General features: G+C 68.5%; 22 protein-coding genes. 7 read left to right on the forward strand and 15 right to left on the reverse strand.

Annotated features, from left to right (window positions below; genetic code table 11):
• Window positions 1–41 precede the first annotated feature (41 nt).
• The 3 genes from ASD77_RS12065 to rlmJ form a co-directional block, all read right to left on the reverse strand.
• Window positions 42–590, reverse strand: coding sequence for a GNAT family N-acetyltransferase (locus tag ASD77_RS12065; protein ID WP_055941897.1), 549 nt, complete (start codon window positions 588–590; stop codon window positions 42–44).
• Window positions 591–645: 55 nt separating this feature from the next.
• Window positions 646–1,596, reverse strand: a complete 951-nt coding sequence (locus tag ASD77_RS12070; protein ID WP_055941902.1) for a DUF808 domain-containing protein — start codon at window positions 1,594–1,596, stop codon at window positions 646–648.
• Window positions 1,597–1,674: 78 nt separating this feature from the next.
• Window positions 1,675–2,532, reverse strand: a complete 858-nt coding sequence (rlmJ, locus tag ASD77_RS12075; protein WP_055943375.1) for a 23S rRNA (adenine(2030)-N(6))-methyltransferase RlmJ — start codon at window positions 2,530–2,532, stop codon at window positions 1,675–1,677.
• Here rlmJ and creB point away from each other — a divergent pair.
• The 7 genes from creB (at window position 2,531) to ASD77_RS12110 (ending at window position 8,603) form a co-directional block, all read left to right on the forward strand.
• Window positions 2,531–3,247: a two-component system response regulator CreB gene (gene creB / locus ASD77_RS12080; RefSeq protein WP_082563272.1), complete on the forward strand. Its 717-nt coding sequence runs from the start codon at window positions 2,531–2,533 to the stop codon at window positions 3,245–3,247. The two genes, rlmJ and creB, sit on opposite strands and share 2 nt — an antisense overlap.
• 1 nt (window position 3,248) lies before the next feature.
• Complete coding sequence (creC, locus tag ASD77_RS12085; RefSeq protein ID WP_055941908.1) at window positions 3,249–4,688, forward strand: two-component system sensor histidine kinase CreC; 1,440 nt, start codon at window positions 3,249–3,251, stop codon at window positions 4,686–4,688.
• 197 nt (window positions 4,689–4,885) lie between these two features.
• Entirely contained in the window at window positions 4,886–6,259 is a 1,374-nt protein-coding gene (gene creD / locus ASD77_RS12090; RefSeq protein WP_055941916.1) for a cell envelope integrity protein CreD, read from the forward strand.
• Between the two features lie 7 nt (window positions 6,260–6,266).
• On the forward strand, window positions 6,267–6,755 hold the full coding sequence (locus ASD77_RS12095) for a hypothetical protein (protein ID WP_055941920.1): 489 nt from the start codon (window positions 6,267–6,269) through the stop codon (window positions 6,753–6,755).
• Complete coding sequence (locus ASD77_RS12100; RefSeq protein ID WP_055941922.1) at window positions 6,752–7,048, forward strand: hypothetical protein; 297 nt, start codon at window positions 6,752–6,754, stop codon at window positions 7,046–7,048. Before ASD77_RS12095 ends, ASD77_RS12100 begins: the two co-directional genes overlap by 4 nt.
• A 71-nt stretch (window positions 7,049–7,119) precedes the next feature.
• Window positions 7,120–7,725 (forward strand): GNAT family N-acetyltransferase, encoded by a 606-nt coding sequence (locus tag ASD77_RS12105; protein ID WP_055941926.1) that lies wholly within the window; start codon window positions 7,120–7,122, stop codon window positions 7,723–7,725.
• The gene (locus tag ASD77_RS12110; protein ID WP_055941929.1) at window positions 7,722–8,603 is read left to right on the forward strand and encodes a carbon-nitrogen hydrolase family protein; all 882 of its coding nucleotides are present in this window, start codon (window positions 7,722–7,724) and stop codon (window positions 8,601–8,603) included. The genes ASD77_RS12105 and ASD77_RS12110 overlap by 4 nt, the downstream gene beginning before the upstream one ends.
• A 130-nt stretch (window positions 8,604–8,733) precedes the next feature.
• Here the strand turns inward: ASD77_RS12110 and ASD77_RS12115 are convergent, their stop codons facing one another.
• The 12 genes from ASD77_RS12115 to phoR all read right to left on the reverse strand — a co-directional run bounded on the left by ASD77_RS12115 (window position 8,734) and on the right by phoR (window position 20,649).
• On the reverse strand, window positions 8,734–9,255 hold the full coding sequence (locus tag ASD77_RS12115) for a phosphatase PAP2 family protein (RefSeq protein WP_055943378.1): 522 nt from the start codon (window positions 9,253–9,255) through the stop codon (window positions 8,734–8,736).
• A 7-nt stretch (window positions 9,256–9,262) separates the two neighbouring features.
• Window positions 9,263–10,408 (reverse strand): glycosyltransferase family 1 protein, encoded by a 1,146-nt coding sequence (locus tag ASD77_RS12120; protein WP_055943381.1) that lies wholly within the window; start codon window positions 10,406–10,408, stop codon window positions 9,263–9,265.
• A gap of 743 nt (window positions 10,409–11,151) precedes the next feature.
• Window positions 11,152–11,415 (reverse strand): hypothetical protein, encoded by a 264-nt coding sequence (locus ASD77_RS12125; RefSeq protein WP_055941932.1) that lies wholly within the window; start codon window positions 11,413–11,415, stop codon window positions 11,152–11,154.
• Complete coding sequence (locus ASD77_RS12130; RefSeq protein WP_055941935.1) at window positions 11,415–11,750, reverse strand: YbjQ family protein; 336 nt, start codon at window positions 11,748–11,750, stop codon at window positions 11,415–11,417. The genes ASD77_RS12125 and ASD77_RS12130 overlap by 1 nt, the downstream gene beginning before the upstream one ends.
• Window positions 11,751–11,767: 17 nt before the next feature.
• Complete coding sequence (locus tag ASD77_RS12135; protein ID WP_055941938.1) at window positions 11,768–12,175, reverse strand: DUF4259 domain-containing protein; 408 nt, start codon at window positions 12,173–12,175, stop codon at window positions 11,768–11,770.
• Window positions 12,176–12,226: 51 nt separating this feature from the next.
• Window positions 12,227–12,694, reverse strand: a complete 468-nt coding sequence (locus ASD77_RS12140) for a hypothetical protein (RefSeq protein ID WP_156383615.1) — start codon at window positions 12,692–12,694, stop codon at window positions 12,227–12,229.
• Between the two features lie 49 nt (window positions 12,695–12,743).
• Entirely contained in the window at window positions 12,744–13,109 is a 366-nt protein-coding gene (locus ASD77_RS12145; protein WP_055941944.1) for a cupin domain-containing protein, read from the reverse strand.
• A 59-nt stretch (window positions 13,110–13,168) separates the two neighbouring features.
• On the reverse strand, window positions 13,169–14,137 hold the full coding sequence (locus tag ASD77_RS12150) for an aldo/keto reductase (RefSeq protein WP_055941947.1): 969 nt from the start codon (window positions 14,135–14,137) through the stop codon (window positions 13,169–13,171).
• Between the two features lie 52 nt (window positions 14,138–14,189).
• Window positions 14,190–15,446, reverse strand: coding sequence for an EAL domain-containing protein (locus ASD77_RS12155; RefSeq protein WP_156383616.1), 1,257 nt, complete (start codon window positions 15,444–15,446; stop codon window positions 14,190–14,192).
• A gap of 165 nt (window positions 15,447–15,611) precedes the next feature.
• Entirely contained in the window at window positions 15,612–17,141 is a 1,530-nt protein-coding gene (gene ppx, locus ASD77_RS12160) for an exopolyphosphatase (protein ID WP_055941950.1), read from the reverse strand.
• A gap of 83 nt (window positions 17,142–17,224) precedes the next feature.
• Window positions 17,225–19,312 (reverse strand): polyphosphate kinase 1, encoded by a 2,088-nt coding sequence (ppk1, locus tag ASD77_RS12165; RefSeq protein ID WP_055941953.1) that lies wholly within the window; start codon window positions 19,310–19,312, stop codon window positions 17,225–17,227.
• Window positions 19,309–20,649 carry a phosphate regulon sensor histidine kinase PhoR gene (gene phoR, locus ASD77_RS12170; protein WP_055941956.1) on the reverse strand — a complete coding sequence of 447 codons (1,341 nt, stop codon included), beginning with the start codon at window positions 20,647–20,649 and terminating at the stop codon, window positions 19,309–19,311. Before phoR ends, ppk1 begins: the two co-directional genes overlap by 4 nt.
• Between the last annotated feature and the right edge of the window lie 156 nt (window positions 20,650–20,805).

Below are 20,805 nucleotides of genomic sequence, written 5' to 3' on the forward strand. Positions count from 1 at the left end.
GCAGGAAGCCCGGCGGCCGGGCCGGCCGCCGGTCGGCGGCCTCAGGGACCTTCGTTCAGGTCCAGCACCACGCGGACCAGGCCGGAGCCGTCGTTCTCGCGCACGCGCTTGAAGCCCAGCGATCCGGCCAGTGCCAGCATCGGCTGGTTGGTGTCCAGCACGTCGCCGTACAGGCGGTCGAGCTTCTTCGAGCGCGCCCACTTGGCCAGCTTGCGCATCAGGTGACGCCCCAGGCCCTGGCCGGCAATGAAATGGCTGACCAGGATCGCGAACTCGGCATCGCGCGTGCGCGACACCAGCGCGGCACGCGCCACCGCTCCCACCAGGGCCTCGCCCGGCGGCAGCGCTTCGGCGGCAACGAGGGCGAATTCGGTATTGGGGTCGGGGTGGGTCAGGCGCTGCGCCATCTCCGGCGTCAGCTCCTTCAGCGCGTACATGAAGCGATGGCGGATCTCTTCCGGTCCCAGCAGGCCGAACGCGCCCTGGATGGGGCCTGCATCCTCGGGCCGGATCGGGCGGATCAGCAGCTCGCGCCCGCTGGGCAGGCGGAAGTGTTCATGCCAGGGCGGAAGGCGTTTTGGCGCAGTCATGGCGTGATGCTCGCATGAAATCCGCAGGGGCGGCGAGGGCGGGAGCGCCGCTGGTTCAGGCTGGGTGGCGTTTGCCGCGCAGGCGCGAGACGGCGGTGACGACAGCCACGATCACCGCGCCGGTCACCACGCCGACGGCGGCGTTGAACAGGCTTTCCCACAGCCAGCCGAGGTCGCCTTCGGCATAGGGCTGGATGACATGGTGCAGGGCCGGGATGCTGTGGACGAGGATGCCGCCACCGACCAGGAACATCGCGGCGGTACCGGCGATGGACAGGAACTTCATCAGGTACGGCGCGCTGTAAAGGATGCCGCGACCGAAGGCGCGCTTGAACCGTGCCCAGCCGCTTTCGCGCTTGTCGGCGGCCAGCGCCAGGCCGGCGTCGTCCAGCTTGACGATGCCGCCGACCAGCCCGTACACGCCGACGGTCATGATGGCCGAGATCGCCAGCAGCGTGAGCACCTGCTCCACGAAGGTGCGGCCGGCCAGCGTGCCCAGCGAGATGACGATGATCTCCGCGGACAGGATGAAGTCGGTGCGGATGGCGCCGCGGATCTTGTCCTTCTCGAACGCGACCATGTCGACGTTCTGGTCCTGGATGGCGGCCACGCGTTCGGCATGGCGATCGCCTTCCTCGCCCTTGTGCAGGAACTTATGCGCCAGCTTCTCCACACCCTCGAAGCACAGGAAGGCGCCGCCCAGCATCATCAGCGGGGTCACCAGCGGAATGTTGTAGCCGCGCCCGTGCAGCCAGGTCTCCAGCGCGCTGATCGCCAGCGCCGCCGGCACCAGGATGGCCTTGTTGACTACCGACCCCTTCGCCACCGCCCACACCACCGGCAGTTCACGGTCGGCCTTCACCCCGGTCACCTGCTGCGCGTTGAGCGCCAGGTCGTCGCCCAGCACGCCGGCCGTCTTCTTCGCCGCCACCTTGGTCATCACCGACACGTCGTCCAACAGGGTGGCGATGTCGTCGATCAGGGCGAACAGGCTGGATCCGGCCATGGAGAGGGGTCGTCGTGGTGAGGGAGGGACGATTCTCGCACAGCCTCCTGACGGTGCTGCGTGATCGGCAAGCCGAGGTCAGGCGGGCTGGCGCAGCCACTCCAGTCGATGGCTGGCGCCGGTCTCGCCCAGGGTGGACGCCAGGATAGGCAGCACCGGGGCGAGGGCCTGGTCGAGCTGCCAGGGCGGATTGACCACCAGCATGCCGCTGCCGTTGAGGCGCAGCGGCGAATCGTCCGGCCGCACCTGCAACTCGGCGACGAAGGCGCCCTTCGCGGGCAGCGCCGCCGCCTTGCGGAAGAACGGCAGCAGGCTGCGCCGCTGCTTGATCGGGTACCAGACCGCGTACGTGGCGGCAGGCCAGCGTTCCAGGGCGTCGCGCAGCGAGGCGATGATCTGCGGATACTCTGCGTCCTGCACTTCGTAGGGCGGGTCGATCAGCACCAGGCCGCGCGCGATGCGCAGCTCACCTACGCGGGGCGGCAACAGCGCCTTCATCGCCGCGTAGCCGTCGCGGGCGTGCACCGCCACGCGCTCGTCGTCGGCGAACACCTCGCGCAGCGCCTTGGCTTCGTCCGGCTGCAGTTCGCAGGCGGCCAGCCGGTCCTGCGGACGCAGCGCCTGCGCCACCAGCAACGGCGAGCCGGGGTAGGTGATCAGCGCGCCCACCGGGTTGTTGGCGACCACCGCACGCAGGTAGCGCTCGGCTGGGTCCGGCAGGCGCGCGGCGCCCATCAGCTTGAACACGCCGCTGTCGGCTTCCGAGGTCTTGCGGCTTTCCGCACCGCCCAGCATGTAGCGGCCGCGTCCGGCATGGGTGTCCAGCACGAAGAACGGCGTGTCCTTGCGCTTGAGCGCATCGACCATGGCCAGCAGCGCGATGTGCTTGAGGACGTCGGCATGGTTGCCGGCATGGAAGGCATGGCGATAATTCATGCCGCGCAGCATATATGCTTGCGCCATGCCCCGCGTACTGATTGCCGAAGACGAAACCGCCATCGCCGACGCCGTGCTGTATGCGTTGCGCAGCGAAGGCATCGACGCCGACCATTGCCTGCTGGCGCGTGACGTGGCGCCGCGCGTGCGTGCCGGCGGCGTCGACGTGGTGGTACTGGACGTGGGCCTGCCCGATGCCAGCGGCTTCGATGTGTGCCGCGAACTGCGCGGTTTCAGCGACGTGCCGGTGATCTTCCTCACCGCGCGCAACGACGAGATCGACCGCGTGCTGGGGCTGGAGCTGGGCGCCGACGACTACGTCACCAAGCCGTTCTCCCCGCGCGAACTGGTGGCGCGCGTGCGCGCCCGCCTGCGCCGCGTGGGTACCGGTACGCAGGCCAGGGCGGAGGCCGGCGAATGGGTGGCGCGCGGCGCGTTCGCGATCGACCGCGAAGGCCACCGCATCCGCTACCGCGAGCAGCTGCTGGACCTGACCCGCTACGAATACGCGCTGCTGGACGCGCTGCTGCAGCGGCCCGGCGCGATCCTCAGCCGTGCGCAGCTGATGGACCGTGGCTGGGACAGCGATGCCGACAGCGCCGACCGCACCGTCGACACCCATGTGAAGACGCTGCGCGCCAAGCTGCGCGCGGCCGGCGCCGACCCCGACCCGATCCGCACGCATCGCGGACTGGGTTACGCCATCGAGGCCTGAGATGCGGCTCGGGCTGAAGCTCGTCCTCGGCTTCTTCCTGATCGTCGGCATCGCCGCGTTCTTCGTGATGCGGGTGTTCGTCAACGAAGTGAAGCCCGGCGTGCGGCAGGCGATGGAGTCCACGCTGGTCGACGCCGCCAACATGCTGGCCGAGATGGCCGCCGACGACCTGAAGGCGGGACGCATCGCCGATGGCGCATTCGCCGGCAATGTCGCGCAGGCGCAGCAGCGCGATCCGAAAGCCTGGGTCTGGCGCTTCCAGAAGCGCAGCGTGGATTACCGCGTTACCGTCACCGATGCGCGCGGCCAGGTGGTGTTCGACTCGCAGGGCCGCGATGTCGGCCGCGACAACTCGCGCTGGAACGATGTCTACCGCACCCTGCGCGGCGAGTACGGCGCGCGCTCCAGCGCCGAATCGCCCGGCGACGCCACCAACACCGTGATGCACGTGGCCGCGCCCATCTACGATCCCGGCGACGGCCGCACCCTCATCGGCGTGCTGACGCTGTCGCAGCCCAATCGCAGCATCGAGCCCTTCATCGTCGCCAGCCAGCGCAGCATCCTGCTGCAGGGCGCCTGGCTGATCGGCATCTCGGCGCTGATCGGCGTGGTGATGACGTGGTGGCTGATGCGCGGCATCGGCGGGCTCAACCGCTACGCGCAGGCGGTCAGCGCCGGCGAGCCGGTACCGCCGCCGCGGCCGCGCGCCGACGAGATCGGCGACCTGGGCCGCGCACTGGAAACGATGCGCCGCAAGCTGCAGGGCAAGGCCTACGTCGAGCAGTACGTGCAATCGCTGACCCACGAGATGAAGAGTCCGCTGGCCGCGATCCGCGGTGCGGCCGAACTGCTGCAGGAGCCGTTGCCCGAGGCTGATCGCCAGCGGTTCGTGCGCAACATCCGGACCCAGGAGCACCGGCTCACCGAAACCATCGACAAGCTGCTGGCGCTGGCCGAAGTGGAACAGCATGGCTGGCTGCAGCGGCGCGAGCGCATCGACGCCGCCACCCTCGCCGATGACGTGGTGCTCGGCCTCGACGCCCAGCTCACCCCGCACGGGGTGGAGGTGGTGCGCGTGCCGCAGGCCGGCATGTGGGCGGTGGAGGGCGATGTCTTCCTGCTTCGGCGCGCGCTGGGCAACCTGATCGACAACGCGGTGGCGTTCTCGCCACCGGCAGGCACCGTGGAACTGGTGGTCGAGCAGGTCGAAGGGCAGGTACGTTTCATCGTCCGCGATCGCGGCCCGGGCATTCCCGACTACGCGCAGGAACGGGTGTTCGAGCGTTTCTATTCCCTGCCGCGTCCCGAGGGTGGCCAGCGCAGTTCCGGCCTGGGGCTGCCGTTCGTGCGCGAGGTGATGCGCCTGCACGGCGGCGAGGCGTCGCTGGCCAACCGCCCGGACGGTGGCGCGGAAGCGGTGCTGTCGCTGCCGGTGGTGTAGCGCAACCCGGACCGTCATCCCGGCGAAAGCCGGGACCCAGCGACTGAGATGCGCGAAAAGCGAAAGACACTGGGTCCCGGCTTTCGCCGGGATGACGGGTGGGGAGATCCACCACTTCACACAGCCTTCAAACACGCTCCCTGCCGGTCGCACGCAGCCGCCGGACGATGCATCCCGTATCCAACCGGGGCATCGACATGAAGTCACTGAAGTTGCTGTTGCGTTTTCTCACCGTCGGCGGGCTGGTCCTGCTGCTGCTCATTCCGTTGCTGATGATCCGCGGCGTCATCCAGGACCGCGAGCTTTACCGCACCCAGGCCGAGGCGCGCGTATCGCAGAGCATGGCCGGTCCCCAGCAGGTGGTCGGCCCGTTGCGCGTCGTTCCTTGGCGGGAGGAGCGCATGGTCAACGTCGTCGACGAGGACGGCAAGCCCGAGGCGCGCCGCGATGTGAAGGAAGGCTACATCGTGCAGATGCCGGCGACCTTGGTCGTCGATGGGCGCCTGCAGCCGGGTGAGCGACGCATCGGCCTGTATACCGTCAACGTGTACGAGTGGAAGGCATCGCTGAAGGCCGGTTTCGCGCCCATCGAGGTGCCGGTTGCCGCCGGACGGATCTATGGACAGCCTTACGTGGTCGCGGGCATGGCCGATGTGCGTGGCCTCGTGGGCACGCCGTCGCTGACGGTGGATGGCGTGCCGCGCAGCCTGTCCGCAGGCACGGGCGCGATGTCGTCGCGCATGGACGGCATCCACGCGCTGCTCGACGTACAGGGCGGTTCGCTTCCCGCGAGCACCGCACATCTGGAGATGACGCTGGCGGGCACGCAGTCGATCGGCATCGCGCCGATCGCGGACAGCAACGACATCACGATGCGCTCGACCTGGCGCCAGCCGCTGTTCGGCGGCCGCTTCCTGCCCAACAGCAAGACGATCGACGATGCGGGCTTCACCGCACGCTGGCAGGTGTCGTCGCTGGCCAGTGCCGCGCAGAGCCAGCTGGACTCCGTCTCGGGCAAGTTGACCCAGCCGCCCTCGCTCGGTGCATCCCCCGGCGAGTACGTGGACGACGGCAGCGGATCCAGCGCGATCGACAGCGCCGTGGTCAGCCTGGTCGACACGGTCGACGTCTATACGCAGGTCGATCGCGCCAGCAAGTACGGCATCCTGTTCGTCGTGTTGACCTTCGTCGGCTTCGCCCTGTTCGAGCTGATCAAGCGTTTGCCGATCCATCCGCTGCAGTACCTGCTGGTCGGCCTGGCGCTGGCGATCTTCTTCCTGCTGCTGCTCAGCCTGTCCGAGCACATCGCGTTCTGGCAGGCGTATCTGGTGTCGGCGGCGGCCTGCATCGGCCTGCAGTTCTTCTACCTGTCGGGCGTGCTGCAGAGCTGGCTGCGCGCCGCCGGGTTCGCGACCATGCTGACCGCGCTGTACGGCGTGCTGTACATCCTGCTGAAGTCGGAGAACAACGCGTTGCTGATGGGCTCGCTGCTGCTGTTCGGCATCCTGGCCGCGATCATGTGGGTCACCCGCAAGGTGGACTGGTACGCGCTGGGCACGGAACTGCGTTGAGACTGCCATGAATCGTGTGCGCATCTACCATCGGGCGCAACAGGTGCTCCCGACGGCCATCCAGACGGCAGGTCTGCGCGGTCTGGCGATGTCGGCCGGACAGCTTCGATATCTGCTCTTCGGCCTGCTGTTGAGTCATGAGTCGCGCGGTGCGGTCGTACTGGAACTGGCACGCCACGTGGTCGCCGCCATCCAGCGCGAGGGTCTGGCTTACTTCGAGGGTGCGACGCGCTCGCGCGGCGCGCTGGCGGGAGGCACACCCTCGTACTACGAAGCCTGGCGTCATCTGTCGTCGGAACAACAGGATGGACACCATGCGGTCTACGCCGAATGGATGGGCGTGATGGACGATGGCGTCCTGCCCGGAGAGCGGCGCGGGCTGGAGGCGGCCTGGCATGACGACGCCTACCTCACCCGCGACATCGGCCGCGATGCGTGGCTTGCGGTACTGCCGGCCGCAGCCGTTGTCCTCTACAGCTGGCGGGACGCCGGATGATGGGCCTGCTGGCAGCCACGATGATGTTCGCGCTTCCTCTCGGCGCGATCGGGATCGTCGCAGCCGTGGCGGGGTTCCTCTGCCGGCCGCTGCAGCCACTCCTCCTAGTGGCGATGGCGTGGGGCGTCGGCAGGTTCTGCGCCGGGCTCGCCGCAGGCGACGGGTTCGCGCCTGCACTGATTCTGCCGTTACTGCTGGCCTCTCTCGTAACGGCCTGCGCGAGCATCGCGGTACGCCGGGAGATGGAGCACGGGTATCGCGTCGAGGCCGACGGCGCGGCTGCACTGGATTGATGCACCACGGACGATGTCTGGCCACGGATGGCCACCTCGCCCCGGCCGATGGCGTGCGCTAGAGTTCACGGATGAGCTCTGCGTACACCATCGGCCTTTTCCGTGGGCCGGAAATCACGCCCTGGCTGGACGATGTCGCGCGCCTGCGTGCGGCCGTGTTCCGCGACTGGCCGTATCTCTACGAAGGCGACGCCGACTACGAGCGCGATTACCTCGATGCCTATGCGCGCTCGGCCGAGAGCGTGTTCGTCCTGGCGATGGATGCCGGCCAGGTGGTGGGCGCGTCGACCGGCCTGCCGCTGGAGGACGATACCGAGGCGTTCCGCCAGCCCTTCGTCGAGGCGGGGATGGATCCGGAGGACGTCTTCTACTTCGGCGAATCCGTGCTGCTGCCGGCCTACCGCGGACAGGGCATCGGTCACGCCTTCTTCGATCATCGCGAGGCACATGCGCGTGCGCTGGGCCGCTTCGCGTGGACCGCGTTCTGTGCGGTGGACCGCGAACGCGACGACCCGCGCAGGCCTGAGGGTCATCGCGGCAACGAGGCGTTCTGGGACAAGCGCGGTTATACGCGCCAGCCGGGCATGACCATGCGGCTGGCGTGGAGCGAGATCGGCCGTGGCGAGACCGATCACGCGCTGACGTTCTGGCTGCGTGGACTGGAGCCGATGCGATGAAGGTCGCCGTCGCGAAGTACGCCATCCAGGCGCCGGTGGATTTCGCCGCGTTCGCGGCGCGCCAGTCGCAGGTGCTGGGCGAGGCGGCGGCGCAGGGCGCGCGCATCGCGGTGCTGCCGGAATACCTGTCGCTGGAACTGGCGGCGACCTTCGATGCCGCCACGCAGGCCGACCTGCACGCCTCGCTGGCGGCGATCCAGCGCTACCGCGAGGACTGGCTGGCGCTGTACGCGCGGCTGGCACGTGAGCTTGATCTGTACGTCGTCGCCGGCAGCTTCCTGCTCGAGCAGGGCGTCGGCCGCTACCGCAACCGCAGTGACGTGTTCACGCCGCACGGTGCGCATGCCTGGCAGGACAAGCTGCAGCTGACCGGCTTTGAGAAGGGGTTGGGGGTGATCGATGGCGGCGATGCGCTGAACGTGTTCGACATCGACGGCGTGCGCACCGGCGTTGCCGTCTGCTACGACAGCGAGTTCCCGCTGCCCGTGCGCGCGCAGGCCGACGCCGGTGCGCGCCTGCTGCTGGTGCCGAGTTGCACCGATACCGCGGCCGGCGCCACCCGCGTGCGGGTGGGCTGCCTGGCGCGCGCGCTGGAAAACCGGATGTTCGTCGCGCAGGCGGTCACCGCCGGCGAAGCGGCGTGGAGTCCCGCACTCGACATCAATACCGGCGAGGCGGCGATCTTCGCGCCGATGGACCGTGGCCTGCCCGAGGACGGCGTGGTGGTGCAGACCACGGGCGATCAGGAGTGGGCCATCGCCGATCTCGACGTCGATGCGCTTGACCGCAGCCGTGCCGACGCACAGGTGGCGAACGATCGCGATTGGACGGGGCAGCTGAAGCCCGCCCTCTTACGCGCCAGGCTTCAAGCCCTGTAGGAGCGCCCTCGGGCGCGATGCTTTTCCAGGCATGCAACGAACAGCATCGCGCCCGAGAGCGCTCCTACAGAGCGTGCTTTCTTGCGTGATGCATGCGCGGTTTACAAGCCACCTTGCAGCGTCGCTCACGCTAACCCAACAGGCTGACGCCGGGCACCATCCAGATCGACAGTCCGGCCAGCGCAGTACCGATCACCGTCGCCGCCAGCACATCGCTGGGGTAGTGCAGTCCCAGCACCACGCGCGAGGCGGCCACGCAGGCGGCGAACGGGATCAGCAGCGGTGCCAGCACCGGGTAGTGGGCCAGCGCGACCAGGGTGAATGCGACGGCGTGCAGCGTATGACCCGAGGGAAAGCTGAATTCGTCCAGCGGCGCGATCCACGCGCGGATGCGCACGTCGGAAGCGAATGGCCGCGGGCGGCGCGTCCAGCGCTTCAGCGCCTTGTACAGCGTCAGCGCGATCACGCCGGTGCCCGCCAGGTGCGCGGAGGCCGCCAGACCGTCCAGGCCATCGGCGACGATCAGCGCCGCCATCAGCACGTACCAGAACACCCCGTCGCCCAACCGGCTGACCACAGCGAAGAAGCGGCGCACGCCGAGCCCTTCGCCCCAGCGGTTGGCGAGCAGGCACCAGCCGGTGTCCCGGCCCATCAAGGCATTACGCGGCAGCAGCGGACGCATGGTGGCTTCTCCGTGTCAGGGCGAGGTCGGTCAGCAGGGCGTCGAAGTCGGCGGCCACCTGGTCCGGATGCAGGTCGTGCATCGCCCGGCTGGCGGCCTGGCCCTGCCGGCGGCGCAGGGCGGCATCGGTGGCGAGCCGCAGCGCGGCCGCCAGGAAATCGTCGTCGTTGTCCACGGCGGCGCCGTGCACGCCGTCGATCAGGTGTTCGCGTGCGGCCCCGTAGTTGAACGCCACCACCGGCACGCCGCTGGCCATCGCTTCCAGGGTGACGTTGCCGAAGGTTTCGCTGTGGCTGGAGAACAGGAACAGGTCGCCGCTGGCGAAGTGCCGTGCCAGCGCTTCGCCGCGCTGCACGCCGCAGAACAGGAAGTCCGGATGCTCCTGCGCCAGCCGCTCGCGCAGCGGACCGTCGCCGACCCAGACGAACTTCGCCGTCGGCTGCGCCTGCTGGATCGCGCGGAACGCGCGGATGGACAGCTCCAGGTTCTTCTCCGCGGCCACGCGGCCCACGTAGATCACCACCACGTCGTCCGGCCCCAGGCCCCACGCGGCGCGCAGCGTGTCATCGCGTTGCGACGGGCTGAAGTGGCGGGCATCCACCGCACGCGCCAGCCGCACCACATGATGGAACCCCTGCGACTGCAGGAAATCGGCCAGTTCGCGCGTGGGGACCAGCGTCGCGTCGGCGCCGTTGTGGAAGCGGCGCATCCAGCGCAGCGCGGTGTGCTGCAGGAAACGCACCCCGTAGTCGCGCATGTATTCGTCGAAGCGGGTGTGGAAGCCGGTGGCCACCGGAATGCCCAGCCGCCGCGCCGCCCGCAGCGCCGACCAGCCCAGCGGACCTTCCGTGGCCACGTACAGCGCGTCCGGCGGCGTCTGCTTCCACAGCGCCAGCAGGCGGCGCGTGGCGGGCAGGCCGAATTTCAGGCCCGGGTAGCGCGGCAGGCGGGCGCCGCGCACCAGCAGGGTGTCGTCCACGTCGCTGCCGTCGTCCGGCTGGCGCGGACGCACGACGGACACCGCGTGGCCCCGCTGGCGCAGACCGGCTTCCAGCCCCTGCACAGTCAGGGCCACGCCGTTCACTTCCGGCGGATAGGTCTCGGTGACGATGGCAAAGCGCATGCGCAGCTCCACGTTTTGCGCATGCTGGGGCTGTCAGGTGTCGCTGGTGTTTCGGTTGGGTGACCGCGGGATGACGGCGAAAACCGCGTGTCGATCACACGGGGGCCTGGGTGCCGACCAAGCACGGGATGGCCAGGATGCGCTCGCCCGGCGTGAGGACACGGCAGGACCGAGTTCGCGCGGCAGTGCCGCCATGGTGTCCCGGCCCTCCTGTCTGGCCGCGCCCCTTTACCCGACGCGTACCACGACATGATCCGCGGACATCCACCGATCGTCCGGCCTCTGCCTGCCGACATGACGGAATACCCCCGTTGATACCACTTCGTGTGTCGGCCGATAGGGACGAGTGTGTCGCGACATAGCGCGATGTATGGACGGACACATGCGTGCATATGGTCAGAGATACCGGTTGGTATCGACGGCCATGCGCGATGGTATCGCCCGATATGACCATTCGTATGCCGCGCCATACTCAGTGGACTCTCTCGCGATACAGCGGCGTATGTCGCGCGATAGGCCGCCGTATCGGCGGAGATGCCAATCGGTATCCAGCACGATACCAATCGGTATCTCCGTTCAATACCGCGCCTATGTCGCGCCATATCTCGCAGTATGTCGCGACCTGTGTGGCATGTCCTCTCGCGACAGCGGCGGGAGTCTTGCGGCAACCGGCGTGTAGCGACGGAGGACCGCCCACTATGGTCCCACCCTGCTGTGCGGTGTCGAAGACGAGGTCGCCGGATTCACCGGGAGCGCCGTTCGCCCAGCAGGTGCGACACCAGCAGGCATGCCGCGACACCCGTGAAGATGCCGGCGAGGGGGCTCGCGAGCATCGACAGACCCATGGCCAGGTAGGCCGGACCATCGCAGGGAGCGTCGCAACCCGACGTAGGCGCTATCAGGCGCATGGCGAGGAACCATGTGAGGTAACACCCCACGACAAAGCCGACCACGCCGGCGAGCGTCTGCAGGATGAACCGCGCAGCCCGCGTGGCAGCGCCGGGCATCAATCCCCCAGCGGCTCGACGACCACGGCCGTGCCGTAGCACAGTACCTCGGTCAGGCCGGCCATCACGTCGGTGGCGTCGTAGCGGACGGCGATGATTGCACTGGCGCCGAGCTGTCGTGCGTGCTGGAACATGTCGCGATAGGTCTGGTCGCGGGCCTGCTCGCACAGCTCGGTGTAGATGGTGATGTTGCCGCCGAACAGCGACTGCAATCCCCCCAGGAAGTTGCCCACGATCGAGCGCGACCGCACGGTGATGCCGCGCACCATGCCCAAGCTGCGGGTGATGCGGTAACCGGGCAGTTCCAGCGCCGTCGTGACCATCGCGTCAAACATGGCGCCGTACCGGTGGGTCAGGGATCGAGGTGGCCGCGGAGTTCGGTGACGACGGCCTGCCAGTCGTGGCTGTCCTCCGTCTCTTCCCATAGTTCCCGCAGTTCCGAGTGGTCGGCCAGGATGCGGGTGAGCGCCTGCCGCGCCTGCGCGACCAGGTCGGCATCGATGCTCGGCCGGATGCGCGCGAGCCAGTCGGCCAGTCCTTCTTCCTGCTGCGCCGCGAGCGTGGGGCGTCCCCGTCCCGCGGCCACGACCTCGGCTGCGACGATCGCCAGCGCCGCGTCCGGTGCCTCCACGTATTCGGTGGATGTCAGTACGTTGTCCAGCACTTCGCGGACCAGCGACAGGTCGCCGCTGTCCAGCACATCGATCATGAAATCCGCCGCGTCGTCGTTGTCGAAACTGCCGATGCCCCAGGTGCCCATGTGATGCCCTCGTTGGTGTGCGTGTCGTGGACTGCAGGACAGGATGCGGGTCTAGTCCCGTGACCTGCCGGCTGCTTTGCGAAGACGGAACGCTTCCCGCTGGTCTTCCATCGGACGCATGAACACGCCCGGCTTGATCCCGTCAAAAGCGGTGCCCTTGAGAAACATCAGGCGCGGGTCGGATGCCTGTGCGTGGGCTGCCTGGATCTGGCCCAGCGAGTAGTGGAGATGCGAAGCCAGAGGAACGAACAGCTGTCGCGGCACAGGATCCACAGTGGAGACGAGTACCCGATCTACCGCGATGCGCAGTCTGATCGTATTCCGCGACCCCGGCCCGGTATGCGCCTTGGGATCGGTGACGGGCTTGCCCGCCCCGTCGATCATGTCGACGCCGGTCACACGGCCGACCAGGATGTGGTCCGCAGAGACCGCCATGTCCTCCAGCGTGGCCTCGAACGGAACGCCGGCCAGGGCGGTCATGGGAAACAGCGTGAGCAGGGTAAGCAGGATGCGTCGCATGGTTTCCTTCTCGGGGTGGTTCAGCACGCACCCGGCGATGTCTTCAATCTCAGACCCACACATCGTTCTTGGCGGTATACGCACCGCCGGCATCGCCCGTGTTCACCACGCCGCGCGGTTCCACCAGCATGATGCTGCACTCCTCCTGGGCAACCGGCCGGTGCTCGACGCCCCTGGGGACGACATACATCTCGCCGGTGGCCAGGGGCACGGCCTTGTCGCGGAACTCCAGCGTCATTTCGCCTGCCAGCACGATGAAGACTTCGTCCGTCTCCTCGTGCGCATGCCAGACGAATTCACCGTGGATCTTGGCCAGCTTGAACTGGTAGTCGTTCATCTCGGCGACGACACGCGGTGACCAGTGCTCGGAAAAGCGGGCCAGCTTGTCCTTCAGGTTGATGGCGGTGTCTGACATGGGGCATCCGTCGTGAGGGGGTCGGGTGAATCCGTGCAACGGCGCACGCGGGCCGCGGATTAGGGAACGCGTCCACCCCGCGCCGCCGTGAACAACGCATACCACTCCTCCCGGCTCAGCGTGACGCCGTCCGCCGCGCAGCAGGCGACCAGCCGGACCGGGTCGGTGGTGCCGACGATGGGTTGGATGCCGGCGGGGTGGCGCAGCAGCCAGGCGAGCTGGATGGCTTCGGGCGTGACGCCTTTCTCCTCGGCCAGTTGCCGCAACAGCGTGGAGGTGGCGCGGATCACCGGGTCGGCGAACTCGGACGTGGTGGCCAGCCTGCCGCCGGCCAGCGGCGACCACGCCTGCACGCGGATGTCGTGCAGGCGGCAGTAGTCCAGCGTGGCTGCTGCCGAGGCGTAGGCATGGCCGGTGGTGTTGGCGACCACGCCGTCGTCGATCAGGTGGTGATGCAACAGGCTGAGTTCCACCTGGTTGGCGACCAGCGGCTGGCGGACGTATCGCCGCAGCAGGTCGATCTGGCCGGGCGTGTGGTTGCTGACGCCGAAATGGCGCACCTTGCCCGCCGCATGCAGTGCGTCGAACGCGCGCGCGACGTCTTCCGGTTCCACCAGTGCGTCCGGGCGGTGCAGCAGCAGGACATCGAGATGATCGACGCCGAGCCGCGACAGGCTGCCTTCGACCGAGCCGACGATATGCGCATGGCTGAAGTCATAGCGGCCCGGCGCCCCTGGCGGATCGTCGGCGAAGCGGATGCCGCACTTGGACTGCAGCACCATGCGCTCGCGCAGGCCCGGCGACGCACGCAACACGTCGCCGAACACCTGCTCGGACTTGCCCCGGGCGTAGATGTCGGCATGGTCGAACAGGGTGATGCCGTTGGCCAGCGCGGTTTCGATCAGGCGCTGCGCATGGCGGCGTTCGTCGGCGCTGACGGGTGTGGCGTCCCAGGCGCGGCTGAGCTGCATGCAGCCGTAGGCGATGCGGGAGGTCGGCAGGCCGTCGGCCAGGAGATGGGTCTTCATCAGCGGAGCGCAGGAGGAGTGGCCGGCATCATGCCAGAGCGGCGGCGGGCAGCTAGTTGCGCAGGCGCTCGTCGCGCAGGCGCTGCGCCAGCGCGGCGAATTCCAGCGGGCGTGCGAGGTGGTAGCCCTGCACGTCGTCCACGCCGAGCGCCTGCAGCGCCACCAGTTCGGAAGCGGTTTCCACGCCCTCGGCCACCACGCGCGACTGCGTCTGGCGGGCGAACTCGATCAGCGCGGCCGCCAGCGCCCTACGTGGCGAATCGCTGTCGATGCCGCGGGTCAGGCTGAGGTCGAGCTTGATGATGTCGGGGTGGATCGCCAGCACGTGGCGCATGCTGGCGTAGCCGGCGCCGGCATCGTCCACCGCGATCCGCACGCCGGCCTCGCGCAACGGCCCCAGTCGCTCGTTGAGCAGTCCGTAGTCGTCGACCAGCGAGTGTTCGGTGATTTCCAGCACCACGCGGCGGGGATCGATGTCATCGATGTAGCCGTCGATGCCGCCACTGATGAGGGTCTGTGGCGAGACGTTCAGCGCCACGTAGAAGTCGCCGGCGACGCCACGCAGCCCGTCCAGGGCGGACAGGATGGCATTGAGTTCCAGCCGCACGCCCAGGCCGATCTCGCGCGCTTCGGCGAACCACACATCCGGCGTGCGCCGGGGTTCGAGGTCGAAGCGGGAAAGGCATTCCACCCCGACGATCCGTCGCGTGCTGCTGCGGTAGATGGGCTGGTAGACGATGTGCGGCTGGCCGAGCTCCAGTACCGAGGTGATGCGCTCGACCTTGGCCTGGTGTTCCTGCACGGCGTCCAGGTCGCCATCGATCTGGTACGCCAGCAGGTCCGCGAAGGCGCGCATCATGTGCAGGTCGCGCTGGCCGAGCGACAGGCTGGGCGCCACGCTGAAGCAGCAGAAGGTGCCGTAGACGCGGCCGTCGCGCAGCTGGATGGGCACGCTGATGTGGGACCCGATGGGGACGTTCCGCGTTTCCGGGATGCATTCCAGTGCCGGGATGGCGGCGGTATCGGGAATCAGCTGCGGAATGCGGCCCTCCACCACCCGCACGCAGTAGCCCTCGTCGAGCGGACTGGAGTCGCCGGGGCGGATGGGCGCGCGGTCGAGACGGGTGGCGACATGGCGGAACACGCGATGGTGGCCATGGAATTCGCTGACGAAGGCCACGTCCATGTCGAGGTGCCGGCGCACGGCATCGAGCAGGCGGTCGACGTTGCGGCCGATGGCGACGGCGCCGGGCCCACCTTCCAGCCAGGCGTCGGTGAGTGCGTCTGCAGAATGCCTACTGTCGATCACGGGCTTCCTCCTGAAGGCAGGTACGCGACGAATAGTCAGCCGCCGGGTTCTGCACCCGCCGCGGAGACGGAGGGCGAGGAGGCGTGGGGCGAAGGGGAGACCACGCCGCAGAGCCGGGGCGGGGCCGAGTGTAACCTCAAGTCACAATTGAGGCGCGTGCGGAGGTCACGCCACGAACGGCTTGAACGCCACGCCCAGGCCCTGCATGTCCTCCGGCTCGCCGACCAGGTCGGAGCGGAGCAGGGGGCGAGCTTCGATCCACTTCTGGTCGACCACCAGGTCCAGGCGGTCGCCGTTGGCGGTCAGGTCCAGGCGCGGGATGGCGTCGGCGTCGTGCGAGCGGTGCAGCAGCACGGCCAGCCGCAGCAGCGCGGCCTTGCGCTTGGCGCTCAGCAGCAGGCGGTCGGGAAGGGCGTCGAAAGCGGTCTTCGGCACGCCGCGGCGATGCGTGCGCACCAGCGCCGAGAGCACCTGCTGCTCCTGGCGCGAGAAGCCTTCGATATCCGAATGCTCCAGCAGGTAGGCGCCGTGCACGTGGTACTGGCTGTGCGCGATGGCCAGGCCGATCTCGTGCAGGCGCGCGGCCCAGCCGAGCATGCGGGCGTCGTCGTCGTTGAGGCCCCAGGCGCTCTCGACCTGCTCGAACAGGCGCATCACGGTGGCTTCCACGCGCGCCGCCTGGAATTCGTCGATGCCGTAGCGCTGCATCAGCGCTGCGGTGGACAGATCGCGCGGGTCGTTGTCGCTGCCGCGGCCGAGCATGTCGAACAGGATGCCCTCGCGCATGGCGGCCTTGCTGACCATCAGGCGCTGCAGCCCCAGTGCTTCGAAAGCGGCTTCCAGCACCAGCACGCCACCGGCGATGATCGGGCGGCGGTCGCTGGACAGGCCGGGCAGGTCGATGTCCTCGATGCGGTCGGCCTGCAGCAGCTTCTCGCGCACCTGCGGCAGCGCCTCGGCGGTCACCGCGCCCTTGGTCAGCTTCATCGCCGCGCAGATCTCGCCGATCGCCTTGTTGGTGCCGGACGAGCCGATGGCTTCCTGCCAGCCCAGGTTGCGGTACAGGCCGGCGAACTGCTGGAACTCGGCGCCGATCTCGGTGAGGGCTTCCTTCCAGCGCTTGCGCGACAGCTTGCCGCCAGGAAAGAAACGGCGCGTGCTGGCGATGCAGCCGGCCTGCAGGCTTTCGCGTTCCAGCGTCTCGAAGCCGCGGCCGATGATGAACTCGGTCGAGCCACCGCCGATGTCGATGACCAGCCGGCGCTGCCCGGCCTTGGGCGGTTGCGCGTGGGCCACGCCGAGGTAGATCAGGCGCGCTTCCTCGCGGCCGGAGACCACTTCGATGGGCTTGCCGAGCGCGGCTTCCGCCGCCGCCAGGAATTCGTGCGGATCGCGCAGCTGGCGCACGGTGTTGGTGGCCAGCGCGCGCACGCGCGCACCGGGCACGTCGCGGATGCGCTGGCCGAAACGCGACAGGCAGTCCAGCGCGCGTTGCCGGGCGGCCGAGGACAGGCCGCCCTTGCTGTCCAGGCCATCGGCCATGCGGACGGTTTCGCGCAGGCGGTCGACCACGCGCAGCTGTCCGAGCAGCGAGCGCGCGACCACCATGTGGAAGCTGTTGGAACCCAGGTCGATCGCGGCCAGCAGGTCCCCGTCCTGGAGCGGCGGGGAGGTGGGGGAGGTCAGGGGCGCCATGCGATCAGTTTAGCCAATGGCGACGCGCATTGCTGCCATGCGACGAGATGACGCATCGTCGCCGGCCGCATGGTTGGGTCGCCTCACACCTTGGCCAACAGCAGACCCTGCGCCGAGTGTGGCGTGTCGTCGCCGGGCGTCAGCTTGACGTAGCCGCCATCGGCCTGCAGTTCCCAGGCGTTGCAGTTGTCGTCCAGGTAGTTCTGTAGCCCTTCCTTGAACACGCGCGCGGCCAGGTCCTTGTCCAGGATCGGGAAGCAGGTTTCCACGCGATGCAGCAGGTTGCGCTCCAGCCAGTCGGCGCTGGCGCAGTACAGTTCCGGCGCACCGTCGTTGCCGAACCAGTACAGGCGGCTGTGTTCGAGGAAGCGCCCGACGATGGAACGCACGCGGATGTTGTCGGAGATGCCGGGCACGCCGGGGCGCAGGGCGCACGCGCCGCGCACGATCAGGTCGATCCGCACGCCGGCCTGCGAGGCCGCGTACAGCGCACGGATGATCCGCGGTTCGTTGATGGCATTGATCTTGGCGATGATGCGCGCCGGCTTGCCGGCCCGGGCCAGCTTGGCTTCGCGCTCGATCTTCTTGATCAGCCCGGGGTGCAGGGTGAACGGCGATTGCAGCAGGCGCTTGAGCTTGGTGGTGGGCGCCAGGCCGGACAGCTGCTGGAACAGCAGGTGCACGTCGCTGCCGATGTCCGGGTCGGAGGTGAGCAGGCCGATGTCGGTGTACACGCGGGCGGTGCCGCTGTGGTAGTTGCCGGTGCCGAGGTGCACGTAGCGGCGCAGCTTGCGCCCTTCGCGGCGCACGATCAGCAGCATCTTGGCGTGGGTCTTGTAGCCCACCACGCCGTACACGACCTGGGCGCCGGCTTCCTGCAGTTTGTCGGCCACGCCGAGATTGGCGTCCTCGTCGAAGCGCGCACGCAGCTCGACCACCACGGTCACGTCCTTGCCGTTGCGTGCCGCCTGCACCAGCGCCTCGACGATCGCCGAGTCCTTGCCGGTGCGATACAGCGTCTGCTTGATCGCCAGCACGTCGGGGTCCACCGACGCCTGCTTGATCAGGTCCAGCACGGCGCCGAACGAATCGAAGGGGTGGTGCAACAGCACGTCGTCGTCGGCGACCTTCTCGAAGATGGCTTCGCTGTCGCGCAGGGGACGCGGCGTGAAGACCGGGTACTTCAGTTCCGGTCGCTGCACCAGGTCGTACACCTGGATCACGCGGTTGAGGTTGACCGGGCCATGGATGGGGTACACGGCGTTTTCGGTCAGCCCGAAGTTCTGCAGCAGCTGCCGCACGATGGGCTTGGGGCAGTCGTGCGCGATCTCCAGCCGTACGGCGGGGCGGTAGCCGCGGCCGACCAGTTCGTCGCGCAGCGCCAGCGCGAGGTTCTCGACTTCCTCTTCGTCCACGACGACTTCGGAATTGCGGGTCACGCGGAACTGGTAGGAGCCCTTCACCTCCATGCCGGGGAATAGCTCGTCCACGAACACAGACAGCACCGAGGACAGCAGCACGAAATCGTTCTCGCCGCCCGACACGCGCTGCGGCAGGTGGATGATGCGCGGCAGCGAGCGCGGCGCGCGCACGATGGCCAGGTGGCCGGCGCGGCCGAACGCGTCCTTGCCCTTCAGCACCACCACGATGTTGAGCGACTTGTTGAGGATCTTCGGGAACGGATGCGCCGGATCCAGGCCCAGCGGCGACAGCACCGGCATGATCTCGTTGCGGAAGTAGGCGCGCAGCCAGCGGGTCTGGCGCGCATTCCAGCTGTCGCGTCCGAACACGCGCACGCCGGCCTCGGCCAGGCCGGGGCGCAGCACGTCGTTCCAGCAGCGGTACTGCGCATCCACGAGTTCGGCGGCGCGGTCGTGGATCTTGTTGAGCACGGTGGCCGGGCTCATGCCGTCGGCGCCGGGCGGCAGGCCGAAGTCCAGTGCATGGCGCACCGTGGCGGCGCGGATCTCGAAGAACTCGTCCAGGTTGGTGCAGGAGATGCACAGGAAGCGCAGGCGCTCCAGCAGCGGCACCGACGGGTCCTGCGCCTGCGCCAGCACGCGGAAGTTGAAGTCCAGCTGGGACAGTTCGCGGTTCAGGTAGAGCGAGGGATCGCGCAGCGCGTCTTCGCCGGTCGCAGGCGGGGGCGTGGTGTCCAGGGCGGCGTTCATGCGGTCTGGCTGTCCGTGGTGTGGGGGCTGAAAGCGTCGAGGCGTGGCTCGACGCGCTCGGCACCGAAATGGATGGAGAACACGCTGCCCTGGCCGACTTCGCTTTCGATCTCGAGGCGGGCCTGGTGCAGGTTCAGCACATGCTTGACGATCGACAGGCCCAGGCCGGTGCCGCCGCTTTCGCGCGAACGGCTGGTGGAGACGCGATAGAAGCGCTCGGTGATGCGCGGCAGGTGTGAGGTGGGGATGCCGTAGCCGGTGTCGCGCACGCTGAGCACGGCGCCGTCGCCCTCGCGCGCGAAGCGCACGGTGATGGTGCCGCCGACCGGCGTATAACGCACCGCATTGCTGACCAGGTTGGAAAAGGCGCTGTGCAGTTCCTTGTTGGAGCCGGACAGGTCCAGGTTGGCTTCGTCCTGGATCACGATGGTGTGGCGGCGCTGGCTCAGCGCTTCGGCTTCGCGGCGCAGCGTGGCGAGCATCGGCGCCATGGCCACGTTCTCGTCGGGCAGGCTGTCCTGCGCTTCCAGCCGCGACAGCGTCAGCAGGTCTTCCACCAGCTGGGTCATGCGCTGGGACTGCTTCTGCATCTCGCTCAGCATCGGCGCCCAGTCCGGATACTCGGTGGGTTCCAGCATGTCGAGGTAGCCGTGCACGACGGTCAGCGGCGTGCGCAGTTCGTGCGAGACGTTGGCGACGAAGTCTCGGCGCATCTGTTCCAGCCGCAGCATCTTGCTGACGTCGCGCGCGACCAGCAGCCAGTACTCGTCGGAATACGGAATCAGCCGCAGGTTGAGGCGCAGATGGGGGTCGACCGGCGAGGCGGCATCGAGCATCGGCTCGGCGTTGCGGCCGGCCGCCAGCCAGTGCGACAACGGCAGCGGCTGCAGGCGGTCGCCGACCGGCGCACCGATGTCGGAGGGATATTGCAGGCCCAGCAGGCTGGTCGCGGCCTTGTTGAACCACTGCACGCGCTGGCTGTTGCGCTCCACCACCACCACCGCATCCGGCAGTGCGGCGGCGGCGGCGCGGTAGGCACGCAGCATGTCGAGCAGGCGGCGCTTGCGCGTACGCATCTCGGCCTGACCACGGAACAGCAGGCGGTCCAGTTCGTTCCAGACGCCCTTGCCCTGCGCGGGCTCGAGCCGCTGGCGCGCGGTCAGGCGCAGCAGCACCTTGCGCAGCCGCCAGTAGTGCCACGTCACCACGCCGAGCGCGGCGGCAGTGACGACCGGCCACACCTGGCCCAGCAGCAGACCGACCACGACCGCGAGCGCCAGCACCAGCGCCAGCTGGCCGAGCGTCTTGAACCACGCGGAACGGATATCGTGGGGCATGGGCCGATTGTAGGCAGATGTGTATGACAGCAGGGGAGGGGGCAGGGGGAAGACTGTCTTTCCGTCATCCCGGTGCGCGCCGGGATCCCTGTTGCGGTGGCATGTGCCGTTGCTTAGGCGGGCAACGGCAAGATCACGGTGGAGCCCGGCGTGCGC

Origin of the sequence: Pseudoxanthomonas sp. Root65 (genome assembly GCF_001427635.1) — a bacterium.
GTDB lineage: Bacteria > Pseudomonadota > Gammaproteobacteria > Xanthomonadales > Xanthomonadaceae > Pseudoxanthomonas_A.